20 protein-coding genes and 1 tRNA gene are annotated in these 23296 nt (G+C 68.4%); 13 read left to right on the plus strand and 8 right to left on the minus strand.

The features are described from left to right. Positions 1-9: 9 nt before the first annotated feature. The 6 genes from leuS to rlmH all read left to right on the plus strand — a co-directional run bounded on the left by leuS (position 10) and on the right by rlmH (position 6066). Positions 10-2769 (plus strand): leucine--tRNA ligase, encoded by a 2760-nt coding sequence (gene leuS, locus ACW7G2_RS08395; protein WP_456974668.1) that lies wholly within the window; start codon positions 10-12, stop codon positions 2767-2769. A gap of 91 nt (positions 2770-2860) precedes the next feature. Continuing rightward, positions 2861-3361, plus strand: coding sequence for an LPS-assembly lipoprotein LptE (locus ACW7G2_RS08400; protein ID WP_456974670.1), 501 nt, complete (start codon positions 2861-2863; stop codon positions 3359-3361). After that, positions 3358-4425, plus strand: a complete 1068-nt coding sequence (gene holA, locus ACW7G2_RS08405) for a DNA polymerase III subunit delta (protein WP_456974672.1) — start codon at positions 3358-3360, stop codon at positions 4423-4425. Before ACW7G2_RS08400 ends, holA begins: the two co-directional genes overlap by 4 nt. Continuing rightward, positions 4425-5099, plus strand: a complete 675-nt coding sequence (gene nadD, locus ACW7G2_RS08410; RefSeq protein WP_456974674.1) for a nicotinate-nucleotide adenylyltransferase — start codon at positions 4425-4427, stop codon at positions 5097-5099. Before holA ends, nadD begins: the two co-directional genes overlap by 1 nt. A gap of 28 nt (positions 5100-5127) precedes the next feature. After that, the gene (gene rsfS / locus ACW7G2_RS08415; RefSeq protein WP_456974676.1) at positions 5128-5550 is read left to right on the plus strand and encodes a ribosome silencing factor; all 423 of its coding nucleotides are present in this window, start codon (positions 5128-5130) and stop codon (positions 5548-5550) included. Between the two features lie 45 nt (positions 5551-5595). After that, a complete protein-coding gene (gene rlmH / locus ACW7G2_RS08420; RefSeq protein WP_456974678.1) occupies positions 5596-6066 on the plus strand; it encodes a 23S rRNA (pseudouridine(1915)-N(3))-methyltransferase RlmH in 471 nt (156 codons plus the stop codon). A 9-nt stretch (positions 6067-6075) separates the two neighbouring features. On the opposite strand, the gene ACW7G2_RS08425 is transcribed toward rlmH, so the two are convergent. Both ACW7G2_RS08425 and ACW7G2_RS08430 read right to left on the minus strand, forming a co-directional pair. Then, complete coding sequence (locus ACW7G2_RS08425; RefSeq protein ID WP_456974680.1) at positions 6076-6279, minus strand: hypothetical protein; 204 nt, start codon at positions 6277-6279, stop codon at positions 6076-6078. A 14-nt stretch (positions 6280-6293) separates the two neighbouring features. Continuing rightward, complete coding sequence (locus ACW7G2_RS08430) at positions 6294-7025, minus strand: SIMPL domain-containing protein (protein ID WP_456974682.1); 732 nt, start codon at positions 7023-7025, stop codon at positions 6294-6296. Positions 7026-7148: 123 nt separating this feature from the next. On the opposite strand from ACW7G2_RS08430, the gene ACW7G2_RS08435 reads away from it, so the two are divergent. The 4 genes from ACW7G2_RS08435 to tldD all read left to right on the plus strand — a co-directional run bounded on the left by ACW7G2_RS08435 (position 7149) and on the right by tldD (position 14656). Continuing rightward, positions 7149-7775 (plus strand): Maf family protein, encoded by a 627-nt coding sequence (locus tag ACW7G2_RS08435; RefSeq protein WP_456974684.1) that lies wholly within the window; start codon positions 7149-7151, stop codon positions 7773-7775. Next, positions 7772-9262: a ribonuclease G gene (gene rng, locus ACW7G2_RS08440; RefSeq protein ID WP_456974686.1), complete on the plus strand. Its 1491-nt coding sequence runs from the start codon at positions 7772-7774 to the stop codon at positions 9260-9262. The genes ACW7G2_RS08435 and rng overlap by 4 nt, the downstream gene beginning before the upstream one ends. 21 nt (positions 9263-9283) lie before the next feature. Next, positions 9284-13123: a YhdP family protein gene (locus ACW7G2_RS08445; RefSeq protein WP_456974688.1), complete on the plus strand. Its 3840-nt coding sequence runs from the start codon at positions 9284-9286 to the stop codon at positions 13121-13123. An 81-nt stretch (positions 13124-13204) separates the two neighbouring features. Further along, positions 13205-14656: a metalloprotease TldD gene (gene tldD, locus ACW7G2_RS08450; protein ID WP_456974690.1), complete on the plus strand. Its 1452-nt coding sequence runs from the start codon at positions 13205-13207 to the stop codon at positions 14654-14656. A gap of 24 nt (positions 14657-14680) precedes the next feature. Here the strand turns inward: tldD and yjgA are convergent, their stop codons facing one another. Next, a complete protein-coding gene (gene yjgA / locus ACW7G2_RS08455; RefSeq protein ID WP_456974692.1) occupies positions 14681-15223 on the minus strand; it encodes a ribosome biogenesis factor YjgA in 543 nt (180 codons plus the stop codon). A 55-nt stretch (positions 15224-15278) separates the two neighbouring features. Here yjgA and pmbA point away from each other — a divergent pair, with 55 nt between their 5' ends. Both pmbA and ACW7G2_RS08465 read left to right on the plus strand, forming a co-directional pair. Continuing rightward, positions 15279-16682, plus strand: coding sequence for a metalloprotease PmbA (gene pmbA / locus ACW7G2_RS08460; RefSeq protein WP_456974694.1), 1404 nt, complete (start codon positions 15279-15281; stop codon positions 16680-16682). A gap of 48 nt (positions 16683-16730) precedes the next feature. Continuing rightward, entirely contained in the window at positions 16731-17201 is a 471-nt protein-coding gene (locus tag ACW7G2_RS08465; RefSeq protein ID WP_456974696.1) for a DUF4870 domain-containing protein, read from the plus strand. 46 nt (positions 17202-17247) lie between these two features. Here the strand turns inward: ACW7G2_RS08465 and ACW7G2_RS08470 are convergent, their stop codons facing one another. Both ACW7G2_RS08470 and ACW7G2_RS08475 read right to left on the minus strand, forming a co-directional pair. After that, entirely contained in the window at positions 17248-18561 is a 1314-nt protein-coding gene (locus ACW7G2_RS08470; protein WP_456974698.1) for a M48 family metalloprotease, read from the minus strand. After that, a complete protein-coding gene (locus ACW7G2_RS08475; protein ID WP_456974700.1) occupies positions 18537-20357 on the minus strand; it encodes a CHASE2 domain-containing protein in 1821 nt (606 codons plus the stop codon). Before ACW7G2_RS08475 ends, ACW7G2_RS08470 begins: the two co-directional genes overlap by 25 nt. A gap of 334 nt (positions 20358-20691) precedes the next feature. Here ACW7G2_RS08475 and ACW7G2_RS08480 point away from each other — a divergent pair, with 334 nt between their 5' ends. Next, a complete protein-coding gene (locus ACW7G2_RS08480) occupies positions 20692-21462 on the plus strand; it encodes a class I SAM-dependent methyltransferase (RefSeq protein WP_456974702.1) in 771 nt (256 codons plus the stop codon). A 78-nt stretch (positions 21463-21540) separates the two neighbouring features. Here ACW7G2_RS08480 and ACW7G2_RS08485 read toward each other — a convergent pair whose 3' ends face one another. From ACW7G2_RS08485 to ACW7G2_RS08495, 3 genes are all read right to left on the minus strand, one after another. Further along, positions 21541-22443, minus strand: coding sequence for a polyprenyl synthetase family protein (locus ACW7G2_RS08485; RefSeq protein WP_456974704.1), 903 nt, complete (start codon positions 22441-22443; stop codon positions 21541-21543). Next, the gene (locus tag ACW7G2_RS08490) at positions 22436-22696 is read right to left on the minus strand and encodes an exodeoxyribonuclease VII small subunit (RefSeq protein WP_456974705.1); all 261 of its coding nucleotides are present in this window, start codon (positions 22694-22696) and stop codon (positions 22436-22438) included. The genes ACW7G2_RS08485 and ACW7G2_RS08490 overlap by 8 nt, the downstream gene beginning before the upstream one ends. Before the next feature lie 441 nt (positions 22697-23137). Then, positions 23138-23228 (minus strand) — tRNA-Ser (locus ACW7G2_RS08495). Positions 23229-23296 lie beyond the last annotated feature (68 nt).

Below are 23296 nucleotides of genomic sequence, written 5' to 3' on the forward strand. Positions count from 1 at the left end.
CAGTTGTCCATGCCCGTGTCCGAATCCTCTTCTGCCGCCGCCGACCAGGCCGGCTACCAGCCCGCCAGGGTTGAATCCGACGCCCAGCGCTTCTGGGATGAAACCCGCGCCTTCCAGGTGACCGAGGATCCGGACAAGCCTTCGTTCTTCTGCCTTTCGATGCTGCCGTACCCCTCGGGTGCGCTGCACATGGGGCACGTGCGCAACTACACCATTGGCGATGTGATCAGCCGCTACCAGCGGATGACCGGGAAGAACGTGCTGCAGCCGATGGGCTGGGACGCGTTCGGGCTGCCGGCCGAGAACGCCGCGATCCAGAACCGGACCGCGCCGGCCAAGTGGACCTACGCCAACATCGACCACATGCGCCAGCAGCTCAAGGCGCTGGGCTACGCGATCGATTGGAGCCGCGAGTTCGCCACCTGTTCGCCGGATTACTACGTGCACGAGCAGCGCATGTTCGTGCGCCTGATGAAGAAGGGCATGGCGTACCGGAAGAACGCGGTGGTCAACTGGGATCCGGTGGACCAGACCGTGTTGGCCAACGAGCAGGTGATCGATGGCAAGGGCTGGCGCTCCGGCGCCACGGTGGAAAAGCGCGAGATCCCGCAGTGGTTTCTGAAAATCACCGATTACGCCCAGGAGCTGCTGGACGGGCTGGACACGCTGGATGGCTGGCCGGAGTCGGTCAAGACCATGCAGCGCAACTGGATCGGCCGCAGCGAAGGCCTGGAATTCGGCTTCCGCGTCGATGGCGAGGACGAGCTGCTGCGGGTCTACACCACCCGTCCGGACACGCTGATGGGCGTGACCTTCATCTCCATCGCCGCCGAGCACCCGCTGGCGCAGAAGGCCGCGAACGGCAATCCCGAGCTGGCGGCCTTCATCGAGGAGCTGCGCAAGGGCGGGGTGTCCGAGGCCGATCTGGAAGTGCAGGAAAAGCGCGGCATGGCCACCGGCCAGTGGGCGATCCACCCGGTGACCGGCGAGGACGTGCCGATCTACGTGGCCAACTTCGTGCTGATGGGTTACGGCACCGGGGCGGTGATGGCAGTGCCGGCCCACGACCAGCGCGACTGGGAGTTCGCCAAGCAGTACGGTCTGCCGGTGCGGCCGGTGGTGGTGCCGCCTGCGGTGCACGATGCGCTGGACGAATTGGTGCGCGACGTGGCGGCAGACGTGGACCCGTTCCAGGCCGCGCTGTCCGGAACGACCGTGGACGCATACGACACCTCGGCCGCGGTGGCCGTGGTGCGCGAGTACCTGGAGCACATCGAGCAGCAGGGCGCCTACGTGGAGCAGGGTCACCTGATCAACTCCGCTGAATACAACGGCATGGATTTCGATGCGGCTTTCGACGCGCTGGCCAAGCGCTTCGAGGACGAGGGTATCGGCCAGCGCAAGATCAACTTCCGCCTGCGCGACTGGGGCGTGAGCCGCCAACGCTACTGGGGCTGCCCGATCCCGGTGATCTACTGCGACGCCTGCGGCGCGGTGCCGGTGCCGGAAGACCAACTGCCGGTGGTGCTGCCCGAGGACGTCGAAGACGCCTTCGCCTGCGGCACCGTGCAGTCGCCGATCAAGGCCGACCCGGAATGGCGCCGGACCACCTGCCCGCAGTGCGGGGGCGCGGCCGAGCGCGAGACCGACACCTTCGACACCTTCATGGAGTCCAGCTGGTACTACGCCCGCTACACCTCGCCCGGCGCGGGCGACATGGTGGACGGCCGGGCCAACTACTGGACGCCGGTTGACCAGTACGTCGGCGGGGTGGAGCACGCGATCCTGCACCTGCTGTACTTCCGCTTCTTCCACAAGCTGCTGCGCGACCAGGGGCTTGTGGACAGCGACGAGCCGGCCCGGCGTCTGCTCACCCAGGGCATGGTGATCGCCGACACCTATTTCCGCGAGAACCTCGATGGCTCGAAGACCTGGTTCAACCCGGCCGAGGTCGAGGTCACCCGCGACGACAAGGGCAAGGTCACCGGGGCCACGCTGACGGCCGATGGCCGGCCGGTGGGCATCGGTGGCATCGAGAAGATGTCCAAGTCCAAGAACAACGGCGTCGACCCGCAGGCCATGATCGACCGCTACGGCGCCGATACGGTGCGCCTGTTCTCCATGTTCGCCTCGCCGCCGGAACTGTCGCTGGAGTGGAGCGAGGCCGGGGTGGAAGGCATGGCCCGGTTCCTGCGGCGGCTGTGGGCGCAGGTGCAGAAGCATGCCGATGAAGGCCCGGCGCCGGCGTTGGACAAGGCCGCGCTGGATGACGCCGGCCGCGCCCTGCGCCGCCAGCTGCACCAGACGATCCAGAAAGTGGGCGACGACTACGGCCGGCGCTACAGCTTCAACACCGCGATTGCCTCGGTGATGGAACTGCTCAACAGCGTGGCCAGATACGACGACCGGTCCGCCAACGGCCGGGCGCTGCGTCACGAGGTGTTCAGTGCCATGGCGCTGCTGCTCAACCCGATCACCCCGCACACCAGCCACGCGCTGTGGCAGCTGCTGGGCCATCCTGAAGCCCTGCTGGAAGACGTGCCTTTCCCGGCGGTCGATGCCGATGCACTGGCCAGTGAGACGGCGACGCTGGCGGTGCAGGTCAACGGCAAGCTGCGCGGCACCATCGAAGTGGCGGCCGATGCCGACCGCGACGCCATCCAGGCACAGGCGCTGGCCGAGCCCGCCGTGGCCCGCTTCCTGGAAGACAAACAGGTGCGCAAGGTGATTGTGGTGCCCGGACGGATCGTCAACATCGTGATCGGCTGAACCCCACCCCCACCGGCGGCGGGCCACTGCGTGCACCCGCCGCCGGATTGCTAATCTTGTCGCCCGCCGACCGCTCAGCCACACTGCCCACATGATCCGAGCCGCAACCGCCCTCATTCTTGCCCTCATCCTTGCCGGCTGCGGGTTCCAACTGCGCAGCGCGTTGAGCCTGCCACCCGACCTGGGGCCGATCCAGGTGGAGGGGCAGGGGCGTTACAGCCCGCTGGCCGATTCGCTGGCCCAGGCCCTGATCCGCTCCGGCGCTACCGTGGTCGAGGGCCGCGGCCGCAACGATGAGGTCGCCCGCCTGCGAATCCTGTCCGAGCGTTGGGGCAGTACCCCGATCAGCATCGACGCCCGCGGCCGTGCCCAGGAATACACCCTGCGCTATGCGGTGGTGTTCGAGCTGGTGCGGGCCGATGGCGAAGACCTGGTCCCCCAGCAGGCCGTTGAGCTGGCGCGCGACTACATCCAGAGTCCGTCGGACCTGACCGGCGCGGACAGCGAGCGCGAACTGCTCAGCCGCGAAATGCGCCGCGACATGGTGGTCTCGATCGTGCGCCGGATCGACGGCGCGTCGCGCGCGCCTTGAGCGCTTCCGGTCGAGGACGCGCGCAGGGCCGGAGCCGCGAGCTGGCCCCCGAGGAGCTGATCCGACAGCTGCAGGCCGGCACCCTGCATCCGGCCTACCTGATCGCCGGTCCGGAAACATTGCGGGTGCTGGAAGCCGCCGATGCGGTTCGTGCCCAGGCCATTACCCAAGGCTATACCGAGCGCGAGGTATTCGAGGCCGATGGGCGCAGCTTTGATTGGGCCGCGCTGGAAGCCAGCTTCCGCGCGCCGAGCCTGTTTGCCTCCCGGCGCGTGATCGAGGTGCGCCTGCCCAGCACCAAGCCCGGCAAGGAAGGTGCGGCAGTGCTCAGCGCGTTCTGCGAGCAGCCGCCGGACGACGTGCTGCTGCTGGTCACCGGCGGGGAATGGAGCCGGCAGCACGGCGGGAAGTGGAGCGAAGCAATCGCCCGCATCGGCTGCCTGGTGGTGGCCTGGGCGATCAAGCCGCACGAGATTTCCAGCTGGATCGAGCAGCGCCTGCGCAGCCGCGGCGTAGCCGCCGACCGTGACGCGGTGCAACTGCTGGCCGACCGGGTTGAAGGCAACCTGCTGGCGGCGGCGCAGGAGATCGACAAGCTGGTCCTGCTGGCCGGTGACACCCGCCTGGACGTGGGCAGGATGCAGGAGCTGGTGGCCGACGCGGCCCGCTTCGACGTGTTCCGCCTGATCGATGGCGCCCTCAACGGCCAACCCGCCCAGGTGGCGCGGATGCTGGCCGGCCTGCGTGCCGAAGGCATTGCAGTGCCCGCGCTGATGGGCATGGTGGTGATGGAACTGCAGCGGGCGGCCGCGCTGGCACGGGTGGAAGCGCGCGGCGGCAACCTGGTGTCCGAATTTCGCACTCTGCGCGTGTGGGAGGCCAAGCAGGCGGTATTCCGCCGCGCCCTGCAGCGCCATGGCGCCGCCCGCTGGGAAAAGTTCCTGGCCGAGGCCGGCCACATCGACCGCATGGCCAAGGGGCGCGCCGCTGGCGACCCCTGGCAGGCGCTGGAGCGCCTGCTGCTGGCGGTGGCCGACCGACGCGCGCTGCCAATGCTGGCGTGATGGCACAGGCCGACCTGCTTGTCCTGTACGGCGGCACGTTTGATCCCGTGCACAACGGCCATCTCGCCATTGCACGTGCGGCCTGGCAGACACTGGGCAGCCCGATACGGATGATGCCGGCGGCCGATCCGCCGCACCGCCCCCCGCCTGGCGCCTCGGCCGATGAACGGGCAGCCATGCTCGATCTGGCCGTGGGCGATGAGCAGGGTCTGTGCGTGGACCGTCGCGAGCTCGAGCGCTCCGGCGCCAGCTATACCGTCGATACGCTCCGCGAACTCCGCGCCCGGCAGCCGGACGTGCCGGTGGCCCTGCTCCTGGGCGCCGACAGCTTCCTCGGCCTGCCCGGGTGGAAGGATTGGCGCGAACTGTTCGGCCTGGCGCACTTCGTGGTGGCCGCGCGGCCGGGGCAGGACAGCGTGCTGGATCCGCTGCCCGAGCCACTGGCCGGAGAGGTCCGGGAGCGCTGGGTGGGGACCGCGGACGCCCTGACGGCGACCCCGGCCGGCAAGGTGTTGCGGCTCGGCCAGCCGCTTCATGATGTCTCGGCTACCGGCCTGAGAAGCAGGATTTCAGATGGCCGTCCCTGGAAACACCTGCTGCCGGCGTCGGTTGCTGCCAGAATCGAAGCCCGCGGCCTGTACCGCGACGCTGCCAACACGGCGTCTTCGCTATAATCGGCGCAAATCCCACGAGCCGACCCTTTTGAGCAACCCCGCACAAGTCATCAAGACCCGCCTTCCCGATCCCCCGCCGGCCGCCGACGCGCTGCTCCGGCAGGTTCATCTTGCCCTTGAGGAGCTGAAAGCCAAGGAGGTGACCGAGATCGACGTGCGCGGCAAGACCAGCGTGTGCGACTTCATGGTTGTCGCCTCCGGCACCTCCAGCCGCCACGTGAAGTCGATTGCCGATGAAGTCGTGCGCCAGGCCAAGGTGCTTGATGTGCGGCCGCTTGGCGTCGAAGGGCAGCAGGAAGCCGAGTGGGTGCTGGTGGATCTGGGCGACGTGGTAGTGCACGTGATGCTGCCCCGGGTGCGCGAGTTCTACGCGCTGGAGCGGCTGTGGTCGGTGGGCGATGACGCCGCGCCGGAGTCGGACGGCCCCGCTGGCGACGATGCCGCGCGCTGAGCGCGGCAAATCCGGTCCGGCTGAAGGCCGGCATCCCCTGCATAGATGAAAGCGCGCCTGGTTGCCGTGGGCGACCGCGCACCCGCATGGGTGGCGGAAGGCTTTGCCGAATATCGCAAGCGGCTGTCGCACTGGCTGCCGCTGGAGCTGGTGGAAATCAGCCCCGGCATGCGCGGCAAAGGCCGTGATCCTGCCAGGGCGATCGATGACGAAGGCCAGCGCGTGCTGGCGGCATTGCCGCGGGATATCCACGTGGTGGCCCTGGACGGGCGCGGTCGCGAGTGGGATTCAGAAGCCCTTTCCGTGCGCCTGGAGCACTGGCGCGGCCAGGGACGCGACCTCGCATTCCTGATCGGCGGGCCCGAAGGCCACGCCGATCAGGTGCTGGAGCGGGCCGATGAGCGCTGGTCACTCGGACGCCTGACCCTGCCGCACATGCTGGTCAGGCTGCTGGTGGCCGAGCAGCTCTACCGCGCCGCGGCCATGCTGGCCAACCACCCCTATCACCGCGCCTGAACAGTCCGCTCAGTCGTCATCGCTGGCCGGGTCTGCGCTGTCCCCCGGTTCGCGGTCCAGGCCGCCGTCGTCCGGATCGCGAGGCTGCTTGCCGTCCGGGTTGCGGGCGTCCTCCCGGTCGCGCGGGGTGCGCTCGGGATAGCCGGACTTGTCGTCGTCGCGTCGGGCCGGGATGGTCCTGTCGTGCGGTGTGGTGCGGTGTTTTCCAGTCATGGGGCTCCGGCCGTTCAACGGCCCAGTTCGAAGACCACGTCCAGATTGACCGACAGGGTGCTTTCACCGGGTGAAACCGGAGTCGACTCGTAGCTGTCCATGGCCCGGGAGGCCATCATCTGCATCGGGGGAGGCATGAAGCCGCCGCCTTCGCTGATGCTGACGATGCGCCGCACTTTCAGGCCCAGCTCATCGGCATACAGTCCGGCGCGGGAACGGGCGGCGTCCAGTGCGGCGCGGCGGGCTTCGTTGTAGGCCTCCTCCGGCTCACCGATCTCGAATTGCGGGCCGTGGACCTGGTTGGCACCACTGGCCACCAGCACGTCCAGCACCTGGCCCAGCTTGCTGATGTCGCGCACGGTCACATTGACCGTATTGCGGGCCTCGTAGCCGCTGATCTGCGGAGTTTCGTCCTCGGTATGCCGATATCGGGGGGAAATGCTGATTCCGCTGGTGCGTATATCGCGCTCGACAATGCCGGCGTCGCGGATGGCCGTCATGACGCGGTTCATCTGCTGGGCGTTGGCCTGCATGGCGGCGCTGGAATCCGCCGCCTGCGTCACAACCCCGGTCGACAGTGTCGCCACATCGGGAACGCGCTTGCTCTCACCCTGTGCCGACACAGAGAGCAAGGTGCCGTTCTGGCTGGCTGGGGTAGCTACGGCCGGCTGCTGGGCATGCGCGCCACCAGCAACGGTGCCCACGGCAAGGGCGAGAAGGGCGGCGGGAACAAGAAAACGGGCCATCGGAAGCTCCTGAAAGAATCGGGTTAAGGATTGTCGTCGTCCAGTGAACGGCCCGTGAGCCGGAACGGGGTCGGGGCCGGCTGCGCTCCGGAGTGACGAGGCCTGGAGGGTATCCTTGTCCAGATGCTCTATCTGGCTTCCAAATCCCCCCGCCGCCGCGAACTGCTCGCCCGCCTGGGCGTGCCGTTTTCCGTGCAGGCGGTGGATATTCCGGAAGTGCGCGCCGAAGGTGAGACTCCGGAGGACTACGTGGCCCGGGTTGCGGATGAAAAGGCCGTCGCGGCCCTGGGCCAGCTTGGGCGCGATGCCGGCACATGGGTCCTGGGCTCGGATACCGAGGTTGTGCTGGATGGCGAGGTGTTCGGCAAGCCTGTCGATGCCGATGACGCGGCGCGGATGCTGGCGCGGCTGTCCGGCCGCGAACATCGGGTGCTCACCGCGGTCTCGCTGCGCGCTCCCGATCGAAGCCTCCAGGCCTTGTCGGTGACCGTGGTGGAGTTCGCGCCGCTGACTCCGGCGCAGATCGATGCGTATGTGACTGGCGGCGAGCCCATGGGCAAGGCCGGCGCGTATGCGATCCAGGGCGGGGCCGAGGCGTTCGTCGTGCGCCTGTCGGGAAGCTATTCGGGCGTGATGGGCTTGCCGCTGTACGAGACGGCCTGCCTGCTGCGCGAAGCCGGCATTGAAGGCGGGCCGGCGGTGGGAATGGATACGGAACGCGGGACGGTTCCGCAGGGGGCACAGGCATGAGCGAGGAAATCCTGGTCAACGTCACCCCGCGCGAGACCCGCGTGGCGGTAGTTGAAAACGGCATGCTGCAGGAGCTGTACATCGAGCGCGGCTGGAACCGCGGCGTGGTCGGCAACATCTACAAGGGCAAGGTGCAGCGGGTCATGCCCGGCATGCAGGCGGCGTTCGTGGACATCGGCCTTGAGCGGGCCGCGTTCCTGCACGCCAACGATGTCATGCGGCCGCTGCCCGAGCCGGCCATGGAAGCCGATGCCGCCGGACTGCCGGCGCCGGCCCCGGTGCCGCCGATCACCGAGCTGCTGCGTGACGGCCAGGACATCGTGGTGCAGGTGGTGAAGGAGCCGATCGGCGGCAAGGGCGCGCGCATCACCACCCAGATCAGCATTCCGTCGCGCTTCCTGGTGCTGCTGCCGCATTCGAGCGTGATCGGCGTTTCGGTGCGCATCGAGGATGAGCAGGAGCGGACCCGGTTGAAGACGATCGTGTCCGGCCTGTCGGCCGCGGGCAGCGGACACGGATACATCGTGCGCACCAATGCCGAGGGCCAGTCCGAGGACGCGTTGACCGAGGACACGGCCTATCTGGCCCGTGTCTGGGCGCTGGTGGAACAGCAGTCGCGGGAGACGAAGGTCGGCAGCTGCATCTACGAAGACCTGACCCTGCCCATGCGTGCGGTGCGCGACCTCATGCGCCATGACGTGGAAAAGGTGAAGGTGGACTCGCGCGAAACCTGCGACCGCCTGCGCGCGTTCGCGGCCCAGTACGTGCCCGGCCTGGCGGAGAAGATCGAGCACTACGGCGGTGAGCGCCCGGTGTTTGACCTGTACGGGGTGGAAGACGAGATTGCCCGCGCGCTGAACAAAGAGGTGCCGCTCAAATCCGGCGGTTACCTGGTGATTGACCAGACCGAGGCGATGACCACGGTGGACGTGAACACCGGCTCTTTCCTGGGCCAGCGCAATCTGGAGGAAACCGTCTACCGCACCAACCTGGAGGCGGCCCAGGCGGTGGCCCGGCAGCTGCGCCTGCGCAACCTCGGCGGGATTATCATCATCGACTTCATCGACATGGTGGAGGCCGAGCACCGGCGGCAGGTACTGCGCACGCTGGAGAAATCCCTGGCCCGCGACCATGCCAAGACCACGGTGTACGACTTCTCGCCGCTGGGCCTGGTGGAGATGACCCGCAAGCGCACTGTGGAAAGCCTGCAGCGCCAGCTCAGCGAGCCCTGCGGCGCCTGCGGCGGGCGCGGCATGCTCAAGACCGCCGAAACCGTCACCTACGAGGTGTTCCGCGAAATCACCCGCGCGGTGCGCCAGTTCGATGCCGAGCGGCTGTTGGTGATCGCATCCCCCCCCGTGGTCAACCACATCACCGAGGATGAATCAGTGGCAGTGGCGGAGCTGGAGGAATTTCTCGGCAAGTCGATCCGCTTCCAGGCCGACGACCAGTATCCGCAGGAGCAGTTCGATGTGGTGCTGCTCTGATTCCGTGAGCGGATTGGCGCGGTGAATGCCGCTGCACGCACTGGCTTGCGGATAACGCGGCGGGCGCTCTGGTATGCCCTGGCCGCGCTGCTGGTCCTCATGGCGCTGGGTGCGGTGGTGGCCAGCCGGCTGCTGCCCGCGCTGGAGCGAAATCCGCAGCGGGTGGAGGCGTGGCTGACTGATCGCACCGGGCATCCGGTGACATTTGACGGCCTGCAGGCGGAATGGACCCGGCGTGGGCCTCTGCTGCAGCTGCGTGGCCTGCAGGTGGGCCAGGGCGTAGGCGCGGTGACCATTGGCGAGGCCGAAATGCTGGTGGCCCAGTACAGCGGCCTGCTGCCGGGGCGTTCACTGACCGAACTGCGGCTGCGCAACCTTGACCTGACCCTGGAGCGTGATCCCGACGGCCGTTGGCACGCGCGCGGCCTGCCTGGCCAGGGGAATGGTGGGGATCCATTCACGGCCCTTGAGCGTCTGGGCGAACTGCAGGTGATTGATGCCAGTCTGACCGTGGACGCGCCGGACCTGGCGCTGTACGCCCGGGTCCCCCACATCGACCTGCGCCTGCGTGTCAACGGCGACCGCGTGCGTGCGGCAAGCCGGGCCTGGATATCGGCCGATGACGCCCCGCTGATAGCGACCGCGCGATTTGACCGCAACAGCGGCGATGGGCAGCTGTACGCAAGCGTGGATGGGGCCAATCTCAACGCCTGGTCGGCGCTGCTGCAGCTGGCCGGGGTCCGCCTGGAGCAGGGTCATGGCCGGATCCAGGCGTGGGCTGACCTGCACGACGCGCGCATTGAATCGGTGACGGCGCGCGCTGCGCTGGAAGACGTGGGCCTTGCCCGCACCGCTGACGACGCCGCGCCAGCGCGGATCGGATTTAACCAGCTGGACGCGGAATTCCGGTGGCGCCAGGCGAACGATGGCTGGCGGATCGATGTTCCGGAGCTGCGCCTGCGGCGCGCCGGACAGGACTGGCTGACCACGGGACTCGCGGCCCGGATCGGCAGCGATTTTGCCCTGGCGGCGAATCGGATCGAGGCGGCTCCGCTGCTGGAAATCCTTGCCCTCAGCGACAGGCCAGGCACCGGGCTGCGTGCATGGCTGGACCGGGCAGGCGCCAACGCGGTACTGACGGATGTGGAGCTGGCGGGCGTGCGCGGCGGGCCGCTGCGGGCGCGGGCGCAGATTGAAACGCTGGCATTCGATGCCGTGGGTGACGGGCCCGGGTTGGCGGGCCTTCGGGGCGAACTCGTGGCGGATTCCCAAGGCCTGGTGTTCACCCCCGACCCCGAGGCGCGGGTGCAGTTTGACTGGCCCAGCGGCTTCGGCGAGGTGCATCTGGTGTCGCTGGCCGGCGATGTGGTCGCGTGGGTCGAGGACGACGGCTGGCGGGTGCAGACCCCCGCGCTGCGCCTCGAGGGCGACGGCTACGGCGTCGATGTGCGCGGCGGACTGGCTTTCCTGGGCGACGGCCGCCGCCCGCGGATCGATCTGGCCGCACGCCTGGACGAGACCCGGATTCCGGTGGCCAAGAAGTTCTGGGTCCGCCACAAGATGTCGGAGAAGACGCTTGCATGGCTGGATGCGGCCCTCGTTGAAGGGCTGGTGCGCAACGGGCGCGCCGTGCTGTCCGGCGACCTCGATGACTGGCCTTTCGACGAAGCCCCGGGGCGCGCCGGCACCGGTCTGTTCCACGCCGAAGCAGAGCTGGTGGATGCCACCCTCGCGTTCCAGCCTGATTGGCCGGCTGCGGAACGGCTGCAGGGCCAGCTGCGCTTCATCGGCTCCGGGTTCGACTTCCACGGCACGGGCGCGATCGCCGACGTGGCGGTGGAGCAGCTTGAGGCCGGCATCCCGGAATTCGGACGCGCCGAACTGGCCATTACCGCCAGGACCGCGCCGGACACCGACGCCGGCGATGCCATCGCAATGCTGCAGCGCAGTCCACTGGCGGTCGCGGCGTTGGAAGGGCTGCAGGCCGGGGGTCCATTGCGGGCCGACTTCGCCATGCTGCTGTCTTTGCACGGCGGTGGAAGCAGGCCGCGAATCGAGGGCAGCGCTGGTCTGACCGGGGTGCAGGCCGCCATTCCGGAGTGGGGGCTTTCCTTCCATGACCTGCGCGGCGAGCTGGTGTATGACCAGCATGGCTTCCAGGCCCGATCGCTCAGCGCCCGGGTCGACGGGCATCCGGGCCGGGTGGCGTTGCGCGCCGGCACGGGGCACGTGGTGGATGCGAAGACCCTGTTTGAAGGCGAATTCAGCAGCGTCCTGGACGCGCCCGGGCTGCTGGCCCGCGCGCCGCAGTTGGACTGGCTGCGGCCGCACCTGCACGGTCGTTCAGCCTGGACGGTTGCCGTGACCGTGCCCGGAAACAACGCCGAGGCGACCGCGGCGCGGCTGACCCTGGAGTCCGATCTGGTGGGCACGACGCTGGAGCTGCCTGCGCCGCTGGCCAAATCCGCGGCCCTTGCGCTGCCGGCGCGGGTAGCCATTCCGCTGCCGTTGGGCAGTGGCGATGTGGAAGTGCAGTTCGGCCAGCGGATGTCGCTGCGCGCGCGTGCGGGCGATGGCCCACCTGCCGTAAGGGTGAGCATGGGGGGCGCAGTGGCTGGCGTACCCACTGCGGGCCTCGTGATTGAGGGCCGTACGCCCGAGCTGGCCGCGCTGGAGTGGGCCGGCCTGGTGGCCGGGGACGGCAGCGGCGAGGCGGACGGCCTGGCGTTGGCCGACGTGGATCTCCAGGTCGAGCGGCTGCAACTGGCTGGCGGCAGCTTCGGCAGTGTCCATGTCCGCGCCGGGCGCGACGATGAAGGGACGCGCCTGGACTTCAACGGTGAGGCGATTGCCGGCACGCTGACCCTGCCCGAGGGTGAAAGCACCGCGTTGGCAGGGCACTTCCAGCGACTGCACTGGCACTGGCACCGGGGCCATGGGCAAGGCGCCGCGACTGCGCCTTCCGACGTCCTGGAGGACGCCGTCGTGGCCGGAGAGGGACCGGATCCATCGCGGATCCCACCCATCCGCTTATCGGTCGAGGACCTGAGAGTGGATCAGGCACAGCTGGGAACCGCCACCCTGGTCACCAGCCGGACAGCTGGAGGCATGCGCATCGAGCAGCTGGAAACCCAGTCGCCTGTCCATCACGTGGTGGCCAGCGGCGACTGGACGGGCCGCGGCGGCGCGGCGCATACGCGGATGGAAATGCGCGTGGCCAGCGCCAATTTCGGCCAGCTGCTGGATGGGCTCGGCTACCACGGACACGTCAACGGCGCAGACGGGCGCCTGCAGCTGGCTGCGGCATGGCCTGCAAGCCCGGCCGGCTTCAAGGCTGAACTGCTGGATGGAACGCTCGGCCTGCGGCTGCGCGATGGCCAGCTGCTTGAGGTACAGCCCGGGGCGGGGCGACTGCTGGGGCTGCTCAGCATCGCTGAACTGCCACGCCGGCTGTCGCTGGATTTCCGCGATTTCTTCGCCAAGGGCTTTGCCTTCAACCGCATCGAGGGTGAAGTCCAGGTGGTGGCCGGGCAGGCGCGCAGCGAAAGCCTGGTAATGGACGGGCCTGCGGCCCGGATCCAGATCTCGGGCCAGGCCGACCTGCGTGCGCGTACCTACGATCAGACCGTTGAAGTGTTGCCCAAGTCTGGCAATGTGCTGGCCGCGGTGGGCGCGATTACCGCGGGCCCGGTGGGCGCTGCGGTCGGCGCGATGGCCAACGCCGTGTTGCGCCGGCCGCTGAGCGAACTGGGATCCACCACCTACCGCATCAGCGGTCCGTGGAGCGAGCCGGAGGTGGAGGTGGTCCGCCGCGAAGCCCCGCGCGTGGCCGAGCGTGACCGCCCGCCGCCGCAGCAATAGCCCTGGCGCTGGTACCGTGCCACTGCCAATGGTGGCCGCGCCCGCTTGGCCTTTGACCTTCCCGCCCCAATCAAGGACATCATGACCAATACCGCCGAACCGCTTGCCATCGCCCACAGCCGCCTGCTGCAGCCCGCCGGGCTCGACAGCGGGGGGCTGGAGCGCGCCTTTGGCACCCTGATGGGGCCGGGCATCGACTTTGGCGATCTCTACTTCCAGCACATCCGGCGCGAGGGCTGGGCGGTGGAGGATGGCATCGTCAAGGATGGCGCGCATGCGATCGAACAGGGCGTCGGGGTACGGGCGATCTCCGGCGAGAAGACCGGCTTTGCCTATTCCGATGAGATCGACGCGCAGGCGCTGCTGGCTGCTTCCGGATCGGCACGGGCCATCGCCCGCTCCGGTGACGCCCGCGCCCCGCATCCGCTGACCGCTGGCAGCGGCCGCCTGCTGTATCCGTCCGATGACCCCATCGATGCGCTGGACAGCCAGGTGAAGGTGGAAGCGCTGCGCCGCGTGGACCAGTTCCTGCGCGCTGCCGATCCGCGCGTGTTCCAGGTGATGGTGAACCTGAGTGGGGCCGTTGAAACCTTCCTCGTGGCACGTTCGGACGGCTTGCTGGCCGGCGATGTCCGGCCGCTGGTGCGGATGAACATCCAGGTGATCGTGGAGCAGGGCGGACGCCGCGAATCCGGCTATGCCGGTTTTGGCGGGCGCTATTCCTACGCCGAATTGCTTGGCGATGGCCGCCCTGAACATTTCGCGCGCGAGGCCCTGCGCCAGGCCCTGGTGAACCTGGAGGCCGTGGACACCCCGGCCGGAGTGATGCCGGTGGTGCTGGGCGCCGGCTGGCCGGGCGTGCTGCTGCACGAGGCCGTCGGTCACGGGCTGGAGGGTGACTTCAACCGCAAGGGCACCAGTACCTATGCCGGGCGCATCGGCCAGCGCGTGGCCGCGCCCGGCGTGACCATTGTCGATGACGGCACCCTGGCCGGTCGCCGCGGCTCGCTCAATATCGACGATGAAGGAACGCCGACCCGCTGCACCACCCTGATCGAGGATGGCGTGCTGGTGGGCTACATGCAGGACACCCACAACGCCCGTCTGATGGGGGCCGAGCCGACCGGTAACGGCCGGCGCGAGTCGTTCGCCCATCTGGTCATGCCGCGCATGACCAACACTTACATGCTGGCCGGGCGCCATACGCGCGAGGAAATGATCCGATCGGTGAAGAAGGGGCTGTACGCAGTCAACTTCGGCGGCGGCCAGGTCGATATCACCAGCGGCAAGTACGTGTTCTCGGCCACCGAGGCCTACCTGATCGAGGACGGGCGGATCACCGCCCCGGTCAAGGGTGCAACGCTGATCGGCAACGGCCCGGAAACCATGCAGCGGGTGACCATGGTCGGTGACGACTTCGCCCTGGACGACGGCGTGGGCACCTGCGGCAAGGACGGGCAGAGCGTTCCGGTCGGCGTGGGGCAGCCGTCGCTGCTGATTGACCAGCTGACGGTGGGCGGCACCCGGGCCTGACCCGGCGCGTCGGCGACGCGGGATCTACTCGCCGTCGGCGCTTTCCTCCGGCTGCTCGAGGATCCCGCGCAGCAGCCTGAACAGTTCGCGGAAGGCGCGCGGTGGTTTGTTTTTCTTGCGCTCGGCCTGCACGTTGCGCACCAGCTGGCGCAGCTGCTGGGGTTCGGCCTGCGGGTGTTCGGCGATCAATGCGGCCAGGGCTGCATCACCTTCTTCCAGCAGCCGCTCGCGCCAGGCCTCGACCCGGTGCAGCAGGGCGGTCTCCTGCCGGGACGCCTCACCGCCGGCATCCAGCGCATCGCTGATCGCGTGCAGGGTTTCGTCGTCTTCCCGTCGCATCTGCTTGGCCAGGAACTGCAGCTGGCGCTTGCGGGCGATGTGGGAGGTGATCTTCTGCGTGTCGTGGATGTGCGGCAGCAGCTGATCGGGAATGGGCAGCCGGGCCAGCCGGGCCGAGGACAGTTCCACCAGCGCTTCAGCGAGCGTGCGCACTTCCAGCGCATCACGCCGTTGCTGGCTGCGGCTGGGGCCGCGGTATTCGCCGGTTTCTTCATCGATGCCGCGCATCGGGACTCCTGGATCGTTGGAATGCTGCGACACCGGAATGGCCGGATGGGCGAGAATGGCGCCAGGCAGCGGACTTGCAAAGGATAATCGATTGACGACCCCGACCCCCGTGGCAGCGCAGACCGATGACAGCCGGGAGCGGCTGGTGCGCCTTGAGCAGCTGGCCGGGCGCCTGCTGGAAGCATGCAGGGCCGCCGGCGCCGACCAGGCCGAGGTGAGCTGCTCCGAAGAGCGTGGGCTGAGTGTGGGCGCGCGCATGGGCGAGGTGGAGACCGTTGAGGCCACCCGTGACCGCGGGATCGGAGTGACCGTGTACTTCAACCAGCGCAAAGGCAGCGCGAGCACCGCCGATCTGCGCGAGGCGAGCCTGCAGGCCACCGTGGAACAGGCCTGCGCGATCGCCCGGGTGACCGAACCGGATCCGGCATCCGGCCTCGCCGATCCCGCCCGCATGGCGACCCGGTCGCTCGACCTGGACACCTGGCATCCCTGGGGGCTGGACGCTGAGCGCGCGGTCGAACTGGCGCTGGCCTGCGAGGCAGCCGGGCGGGACGCGGATCGGCAGATCACAAATTCCGATGGCGCCTCGGTGGGCAGCGGACAGTCGCTGGGGGTCTACGCCAACAGCCACGGCTTCGTGGGCGCCGAGCGCGATACCTTGCACAGCATCTCGTGCGCGCTGATTGCAGGGCGCGGCGAAGCCATGCAGCGAGCGGGCTGGTACAGCATCGGCCTGGCCGAGTCCGACCTGGAGCCGGCGGCCGCGATTGGACGCCGCGCCGCATTGCGCACCGTCGGCAGGCTTGATCCACGGCCGCTGGCAACGGGCGAATACCCCATCCTTTTCGATGCCCCGGTGGCGCGCTCACTGATCGGCCACCTGCTGGGCGCAGTGTCCGGAGGGGCGCAGTACCGGCGTTCCAGCTTCCTGCCCGACAGCGTGGGCGAGCAGCTGTTTCCCACATGGTTTGCGCTGCATGAGCAGCCGCATCTGGTCCATGGCCTGCGTTCGGCCTGGTTCGACGGCGAGGGCGTCGCCACCCGTGACTCGGCGCTGGTGGAAGGCGGCGTGCTGCAGCGCTACGTGCTGGGCAGCTACTCCGCGCGCCGGCTGGGCCTGGAAACGACCGGCAACGCGGGCGGCGTGCGCAACCTCCAGGTTGCTGCAAACGCCGGCGGGCAGGACGAGCTGCTGCGCACGATGGGCCGCGGGGTACTGGTGACCGAGCTGATGGGCCAGGGCGTGAATCCGATCACCGGCGATTACTCCCGGGGTGCCGCCGGGTTCCTGGTGGAAAACGGTGAAATCGTGCATCCGGTGGACGGCATCACCATCGCCGGCAACCTGAAGGACATGTTCCGCAATATCGAGGCGGTGGGCAGCGATGTCGACCCGCGTTCGCACACGCGCACCGGCTCGATCCTCATCGGCCCGATGACCGTGGCCGGAAGCCAATAACGCTATGCTTGCGCTCGTTGAGGCCATCCGGGCCTGGAAGGAGGGGACATGACTGAACCAAATCAGGGCGCCACGCCGCCACCGCCACCATCGCAGCCACCGCCGCCGCCGCCGGCTTCCGAGCCACCGCTGCATCCCAGTGGCGTCAGCGCCGAGGAGCGGCAGTGGGCGATGTTCGCGCACCTGTCGGCCCTGCTGGGAGGGCTGGTCACCGCGGGCTGGGGCGCCAGCATCGGCTGCTTCCTGGGCCCGTTGATCATCTGGCTGGTGAAGAAGGAAACCATGCCGTTTGTGGCCGACCAGGCCAAAGAGGCGCTGAACTTCAACATCACCCTGGCCGGGATCATGCTGGTCCTGTTCCTGTTCGGCCTGTTGACCCTGGGGCTCGGATTCCTGCTCGCGCTGCCGCTGATGTTCATCATTGGCATCACCGGGCTGGTGTTCATCATCATCGCCGCGATCAAGTCCAACGACGGTGTGCTGTACCGCTATCCGTTTGCCATCCGGTTGATCAAGTGATTCCGGCGGGCGGCGTGCGCCATGCGCGCCGCCCCGCCGTCCTGCTTCAACGGCTCCGCTCCCCAACCCTGTCCAGACGGTCCATGCGTTCGTCCAGCGGCGGGTGGGTGCGGTAAAGCTGGGCCAGGCGGGCCGGACGCTCGCCAAACGAAGCCATCTTCTGCAGCACCGAATAGAACGCCAGCGGATCGAAGCCGGCGCGCTCCAGGTAGATGCCGGCAGCATGGTCGGCACGATATTCGGCCTCCCGGTCCAGTCCGGTCAGCAGCACCGCCGCGCCGTGCTGGTCCACATAGTCGCGGGCATAGGCCGCCGCGCCGGGGACGTTTACCTGTGACAGCAGGGCGTCCTTGCCGGCCTGGCGCACCTGCTGTTTGCGGATGACTTCGAAGTGATCGCGCTGCACCACGTGGCCGAGCTCGTGCGCGATCACTGCGGCCAGCTCGGCGTCGTCGGCGAGCAGCTCATACAGGCCGCGGGTCAGCATGATGTAACCGCCAGGTGCGGCAAACGCGTTGATTTCGCCGTCATCAATCACGGCAAAGCTCCACGGCAGGTCCGGGCGCGAGGTCTGCGATGCCAGCCAGCGGCCGACGAGATTAACCCGGCGCTGCGCGGCGTCATCTTCCCAGAAGGGCGCGACGCCAAGCACGCGCCCGGTCACCGCCGGACCCAGTGCGCGCTCTTCTTCCGCAATCTCCTGGTCGGACTTGCCCATGGCCCGGTCGGCAACGCGGGTGGCCTGGTTGGCCAGCATGCCGCCCCCCACCCGTGACAGCAGGCCGCGCGCGCTGGACAGGGCGCCACGCTTGTCCGCCTGGGTGGCCTGGACGCCAGAGGTGTCGAGCTCTGAAGCCTCCGCCGGCCAGCGCACCGTGCGGGCCTGCCAGCCCTGGGCCTGCGCATGGGCGGCCGCGCTGGCGGCGTCCACGCGATAGGACTCCATCCGCGCCAGGCTGGCTTCGTCGTGGCGGCCGGCGGCCAGGTCGCTGGCGTCAATGCCGCGCACGGTCGCGGTTTCGGTGACTCGCCCGCGACCGGCGTTGCCCTGCAAAAGGGCGCCGCGGGCGGCATCGGGGGTTTCCGCGCCGGCATAGGCCATGCGCACCTCGTTGACCCGCACATAGCCGCTGCGTCCGTCCTCCAACAGCAGCGCGTACCAGAGGCCTTGCTGGTCGCTGATCCAGACCTGGGTGTCCCGGCTGAGCGTGGTGATCGCCGGCGCCGAGAAATCCGGCGCCTGGCGGACTTCAACCGAGCGCTTGTGGACTACCGCGGGCATGCCGGCTGCCAGCGCTGCGCTGGTCATGAGGGCGCTGGCCAACAGGGCCAGGCTCAGGTTGCGGAAGCTGCTGCGCATGGAACGATCTCCTCGGGTGGATCCAACAGAAAGGGCAAAGGGTTATTGGCTGACAGCGGGCGCTGCGGCAGGCGCTCCAGGTCCTGGCCGAGCAGGGCGCGCAGGCGCAGTCGAAAGACGCTGTGGTCATCGACCTCGCCAGCATTCAGGCAGGTGCTGGTTGAGCACACCATCACCCGTCCACTGCCTTCCAGGCGCTCGCTGTCAGTGTTGAGGGCGGCGTACAGCGCATCCAGGTCGTGTCCGGCCCGCGCGTTCACTGCGGCATGTGTGCTGCCGGTCCAGGTCAGCAATACGAGGTCATCAAGGATCGGCTGCATCCAGTGCTTGCGCTCGATCACGCCTTCGATCATCACAATGTCCGGGCTGGTGTAGACCAGCTTGCGCAGCACCCGGCGGTACTCCCGGCGTCTGCGTTTCACCTGCTGTGCGGACAGGCTTGGGTCGGGTTCGAAACGCAGCCGCACCAGCAGCAGCCAGGGCCGGGCGATGGGATCGTATCCAGGCCGATAGTCCGAGTTGCCCTCGGCGCGTCCGCGCTGGACCGCCGAGTATCCCCGGCACAGGCCGAAGCAGAGTGCGCCGTAGCCGAGGCTGGCAAAGATGTCGATGAACCAGCCGAAGAAGGTGAGCCCTGCGAAGGCGATCGCAAGCAGCGTCAGGTTGAGGGCCACGAACACCGGGTCCACGTCGGTATGCGGCTCGCCGCGCCAGAACACCAGGCACGACAGCAGTACCAGCAGGCTGGCCAGCGCGTACTTCAGCCAGCCCGGGGGCATGCGAATCCAACTGTCCGTGGCCAGCGCCTCGACGGCTTCGGCCAGGATCGCCACGCCCGGCATGGCCATGTCCACCGGGGTGGGTTTGGCATCGTTGATGCCCGCCGCGGTGTGGCCCACGACCACCAAGGTATCCTGCAGGGCCGGCAGCGCTTGGCCGCACACCGGCATGCCTTCGATCAGGTCGGCGGCGCTGGCAAACGGCAGCCCACTGCGCTCGCGCCAATTGATCCGCAGTTCTCCCCCACGTGCAGCCACCGCCGCGTCGACATCGGCGCCGCCCGCCTGCGCCAGCCGCAGCGCCAGGGAGGGCAGGGCCCATCCCCACGCGGCTTCGTAGAGACGCATGTCGCGCAACACGCCATCGCGGCCGCGCTGGATGTTCACCAAGCCCGAGTGGCGGGCCATGGCCTCGCCATAGGGCTGGATCATGGCCACGGTTGGTCCGGGCGCCGGAACATTCGCATCCAGCCGGAACGCCCCGGGCACCCGGCTTGCGCGCAGCGGTGAGGCCGCGTCGAAATCGGGATGCAGCCGCGTGGCGGCGAAGATGAAGCGCCCGTTGCCACCCTCGGCCACGGCATCCAGCAGCGTGTCGCCGGCGGGATCATGCGCCGCGTGGTCGGCAAAGAGGATGTCGATGCCGGCTGCGCGCACGCCCGCCCGGTCCAGCGCATCCAGCAGGTCGGCGTGGCGCTCACGACTCCAGGGCCAGCCGCCTTCGCCGCGGGCGCGGTAGTAATCGATCGAGCAGTCGTCGATCTCCACCACCACGGTGCGTCCGCTGGGAACGGGTTCAACCAGCCGCCAGCTGATGACCCGATCGAACACCGCGTCTTCGGCCTCGGCCAGCGACTGGCCGTGCTGCAAGTCCCAAGCCAGTGCGCCCACCATCACCAAGGCAAGCAGCGGATAGAAGCCGAAGCCCAGCCGCTGAGTGATCCACGCCAGCGGCCGCCGGTAGGCGCGTTCCACCACTGCCCAGGCATCGATGAAGCGCACGCTGGCTGCGGCCATGGCCGAATCCACGGCCCCCGCCAGTCGGCCCCCGATCTTTCCCGCCACTGCTTTCCCTGTGTTGTCCGCTTATCCCCTCCATACACGCCAAACGGAGACGTCGACGGACAGGGTCAGTGGGAGCGGTGGATCGCCAGCTCTGCCAGAGCGCGCAGTGCAGCGGCGCGCAAGTCCAACGACGGTGCGCTTTACCGCTATCCGTTCGCTGTGCGGCTGATCAAGTGATGTGGCCGGCTGACGGGACATCCTCATGCAGGGCGATGCTACGGCGGAAGCTGGCCGGTTCGCCGCGCGGTTCCCGTGAAAGCAGGAAACACATGCCGCGGACGAGGGGATGAACAGCCACATGAACGGCCAGCGGGACGCCGAGGCCCGCGTTAGGGCGGAAGCCGAATTCCACGATTCCCGGATCCAGGGCGAGGACGAAGGCCGGCGTGGTCTCGGGTACGTCTACGCTTCTGTTGCGGACGTCTATGCGTTCGGCTCGGTCCCTGCGGATTTCCTCGACGGCACCGTCCTGGAGATCGGGTGTTTCCGAGGCGACCATGCGTCCGCGCTCCGCAGGTTCCGCGGCCGCTACGTGGGCATCGACATCAGCCCAGCCGCCATTGACCACTGCAGGGAGCTCGGCTTGCCGCCCGCGTTCGAATTCCGCGTCGATGATGCGAACGTGCTCGGCAGTATGGCCGACGGCGAGGTGGACTTCGCGTTCGGCCACGGCGTTCTGCATCATCTGGACCTGCCGCGTTTTGCCCCGGCACTGGCCAGGAAGCTCTCGGCGCGGGGGGTCGGGCGATTCATCGAGCCGGCGCAGGGCAACGTGCTGGTGCGCGCCTTCCGCAGGCTGACGCCGCAGTTGCGCACGCCCGACGAATACCCCTTTGACCACGCGGCCATCGAACTGCTGCGGCGCCATTTCGAGGTGCAAATCGGTTACCAGGCCCTGATGCGCCCGTATGCGCCCATGCTGTTCTTCAACAGCAGGCCTGTCATCCGTGCCTCGCGCTGGGTTGATGACCGTCTGCTGCGCCACCGCTTCTTTCAGGACCAGGCGTGGCTGCTGCAGATCGAGCTGCGCCCGCGCCGGGATGCGGTTGCGGTGTAACCGGTCAAGCAGTGCCGGTGAAGGACCGCTTGCTGGAGGCGGAAGCGGGTCCCGGTCCCACGGCGTCCCTGGGTCCGATCAGTGGGAGCGGTGGATTGCCAGCTCCGCAAGAGCGCGCAGCGGGGCGGCGCGTGGCCCCAGCGGATCCAGCGCGCACGACATGGTGTCGGCCAATTCAACCAGCCGGGAACGCGAGGCCTCGACGCCGATCAGGGCCGGGAACGTAGCCTTGTCCTGTGCCGCGTCCTTGCCGGCGGTCTTGCCCAGGGTTTCGCTTTCACCTTCCACGTCGAGCAGGTCGTCGCGGATCTGGAAGGCCAGTCCGAGCGTATCGGCGAATACGTCGAGCTGTTTGCGCTGGTCATCGTCGGCCCCGGCGGCGAGCGCTCCCATGCGGACGGCGGCGCGGATCAGTGCGCCGGTCTTGAGCGCATGCAGTCGTTCGAGATCCTCCAGGCTGGCCTCGGCGCCCTTGCCGGTGGCCGCGAGGTCCAGGGCCTGGCCTCCGCACATGCCTATGGCGCCGGAGGCCACCGCCAGTTCGCGCAGCATGGCCACGCGCCGGTCGCCTGTGACAGGCGTGTCGGCCAGCACCTGGAAGGCGAGCGATTGCAGGGCGTCGCCCACCAGGATGGCGGTTGCTTCATTGAAAGCCACGTGCACCGTGGGCTGGCCGCGGCGCAGGTCATCGTTGTCCATTGCCGGCAGGTCGTCGTGCACCAGGGAATAGGCGTGGATCAGCTCGATCGCAGTCGCCGGCCCGTCCAGCGCATCGGGATGGGCCCCACAGGCATAGCCACTGGCGTGGGCCAGCAGCGGCCGCATGCGCTTGCCGCCCAGCAGCACGGCGTGGCGCATGCCGGCAGCCAGGCGCGACTCCGCGCCGATGGCCAGATCCAGGGCATGTGCAAGGGCGCTGTCGATTCGCGTGCGCCACGCATCAAGCAGCAGCGCGGGATCCGCGCCGGAGATGTCAGCCATCGTCTGTCGTTCCGGGGAACGGCACGGCGTCTTCTGGCCTGTCGGGGTCGCTGAGCAGTTTTACCCGCAGCTCCGCCTGTTCCAGCGCCTGCTGGCAGCGCCGGTACAGGCCCACGCCGCGCTCATAGGCTTCCAGGGACTTTTCGAGGCTCAGCTCGCCCCGCTCCATGGTGTCGACGAGGGATTCGAGCTGTTCGAGGGATTTCTCGAAATCAGCGACGGGAGAGGGTTCGTTGGCGGGATCTTTTGGCATGCGGGAAGTTTAAGCGATCGTGTTGGGTTAGGACGCGGGTGAAGCCTTGGGCTGATACGGCGCGGGGCGCCGGGTGCCGAGGCTCTTGAATGCGAATGTCCCCCGGCGTCGGCCTGCGGCCGCCACCTCCTCCTTTATTTCGCACTCAAGACCTCGACACCCTGCGAGACGGGTGCGCGGTGGTTCAGGAGCAATGCCCGGGCTCCGGCGGACTGAACGCTTTTTCGTTCCGCAAGCCAAGGCCTGTCGTGGCCGGGAGCCTTCGCGGCGAAATAAAGGAGGAGGCATCCGCCTTGGCGGAGGCCGGGGGACATTCGCAGCGAAGGCTCCCGGCCGCGACGGGGCCCGTCAGGTCGCGCCGAATCGCATCGAAGCCGGTATCCAGCGTTTCGACTGGAAGAAAAGCCACAAAAAAGCCCCCTTGCGGGGGCCTTTCGAAACTGGCGGAGAGGGGGGGATTCGAACCCCCGAGGCGCTATAAACGCCTGCCTGATTTCGAGTCAGGTACATTCAACCACTCTGCCACCTCTCCGGTGGTTTTCGCCGCCAGCCGGCAGCGAAGTCGGACATGATAAGCGGCGGCCGGGCAGGGAACAAGGC

Source organism: Luteimonas sp. A277 (assembly GCF_054052045.1).

Excerpts from the sequence above, each read along its gene's own strand:
- leuS (WP_456974668.1), top strand. The coding sequence starts at position 10 with ATGCCCGTGTCCGAATCCTCTTCTGCCGCCGCCGACCAGGCCGGCTAC.
- ACW7G2_RS08400 (WP_456974670.1), top strand. The coding sequence starts at position 2,861 with ATGATCCGAGCCGCAACCGCCCTCATTCTTGCCCTCATCCTTGCCGGC.
- nadD (WP_456974674.1), top strand. The coding sequence starts at position 4,425 with ATGGCACAGGCCGACCTGCTTGTCCTGTACGGCGGCACGTTTGATCCC.
- rlmH (WP_456974678.1), top strand. The coding sequence starts at position 5,596 with ATGAAAGCGCGCCTGGTTGCCGTGGGCGACCGCGCACCCGCATGGGTG.
- ACW7G2_RS08425 (WP_456974680.1), bottom strand. The coding sequence starts at position 6,279 with ATGACTGGAAAACACCGCACCACACCGCACGACAGGACCATCCCGGCC.
- ACW7G2_RS08430 (WP_456974682.1), bottom strand. The coding sequence starts at position 7,025 with ATGGCCCGTTTTCTTGTTCCCGCCGCCCTTCTCGCCCTTGCCGTGGGC.
- ACW7G2_RS08435 (WP_456974684.1), top strand. The coding sequence starts at position 7,149 with ATGCTCTATCTGGCTTCCAAATCCCCCCGCCGCCGCGAACTGCTCGCC.
- rng (WP_456974686.1), top strand. The coding sequence starts at position 7,772 with ATGAGCGAGGAAATCCTGGTCAACGTCACCCCGCGCGAGACCCGCGTG.
- tldD (WP_456974690.1), top strand. The coding sequence starts at position 13,205 with ATGACCAATACCGCCGAACCGCTTGCCATCGCCCACAGCCGCCTGCTG.
- yjgA (WP_456974692.1), bottom strand. The coding sequence starts at position 15,223 with ATGCGCGGCATCGATGAAGAAACCGGCGAATACCGCGGCCCCAGCCGC.
- pmbA (WP_456974694.1), top strand. The coding sequence starts at position 15,279 with ATGGCGCCAGGCAGCGGACTTGCAAAGGATAATCGATTGACGACCCCG.
- ACW7G2_RS08465 (WP_456974696.1), top strand. The coding sequence starts at position 16,731 with ATGACTGAACCAAATCAGGGCGCCACGCCGCCACCGCCACCATCGCAG.
- ACW7G2_RS08470 (WP_456974698.1), bottom strand. The coding sequence starts at position 18,561 with ATGCGCAGCAGCTTCCGCAACCTGAGCCTGGCCCTGTTGGCCAGCGCC.
- ACW7G2_RS08475 (WP_456974700.1), bottom strand. The coding sequence starts at position 20,357 with ATGGCCGCAGCCAGCGTGCGCTTCATCGATGCCTGGGCAGTGGTGGAA.
- ACW7G2_RS08480 (WP_456974702.1), top strand. The coding sequence starts at position 20,692 with ATGAACAGCCACATGAACGGCCAGCGGGACGCCGAGGCCCGCGTTAGG.
- ACW7G2_RS08485 (WP_456974704.1), bottom strand. The coding sequence starts at position 22,443 with ATGGCTGACATCTCCGGCGCGGATCCCGCGCTGCTGCTTGATGCGTGG.
- ACW7G2_RS08490 (WP_456974705.1), bottom strand. The coding sequence starts at position 22,696 with ATGCCAAAAGATCCCGCCAACGAACCCTCTCCCGTCGCTGATTTCGAG.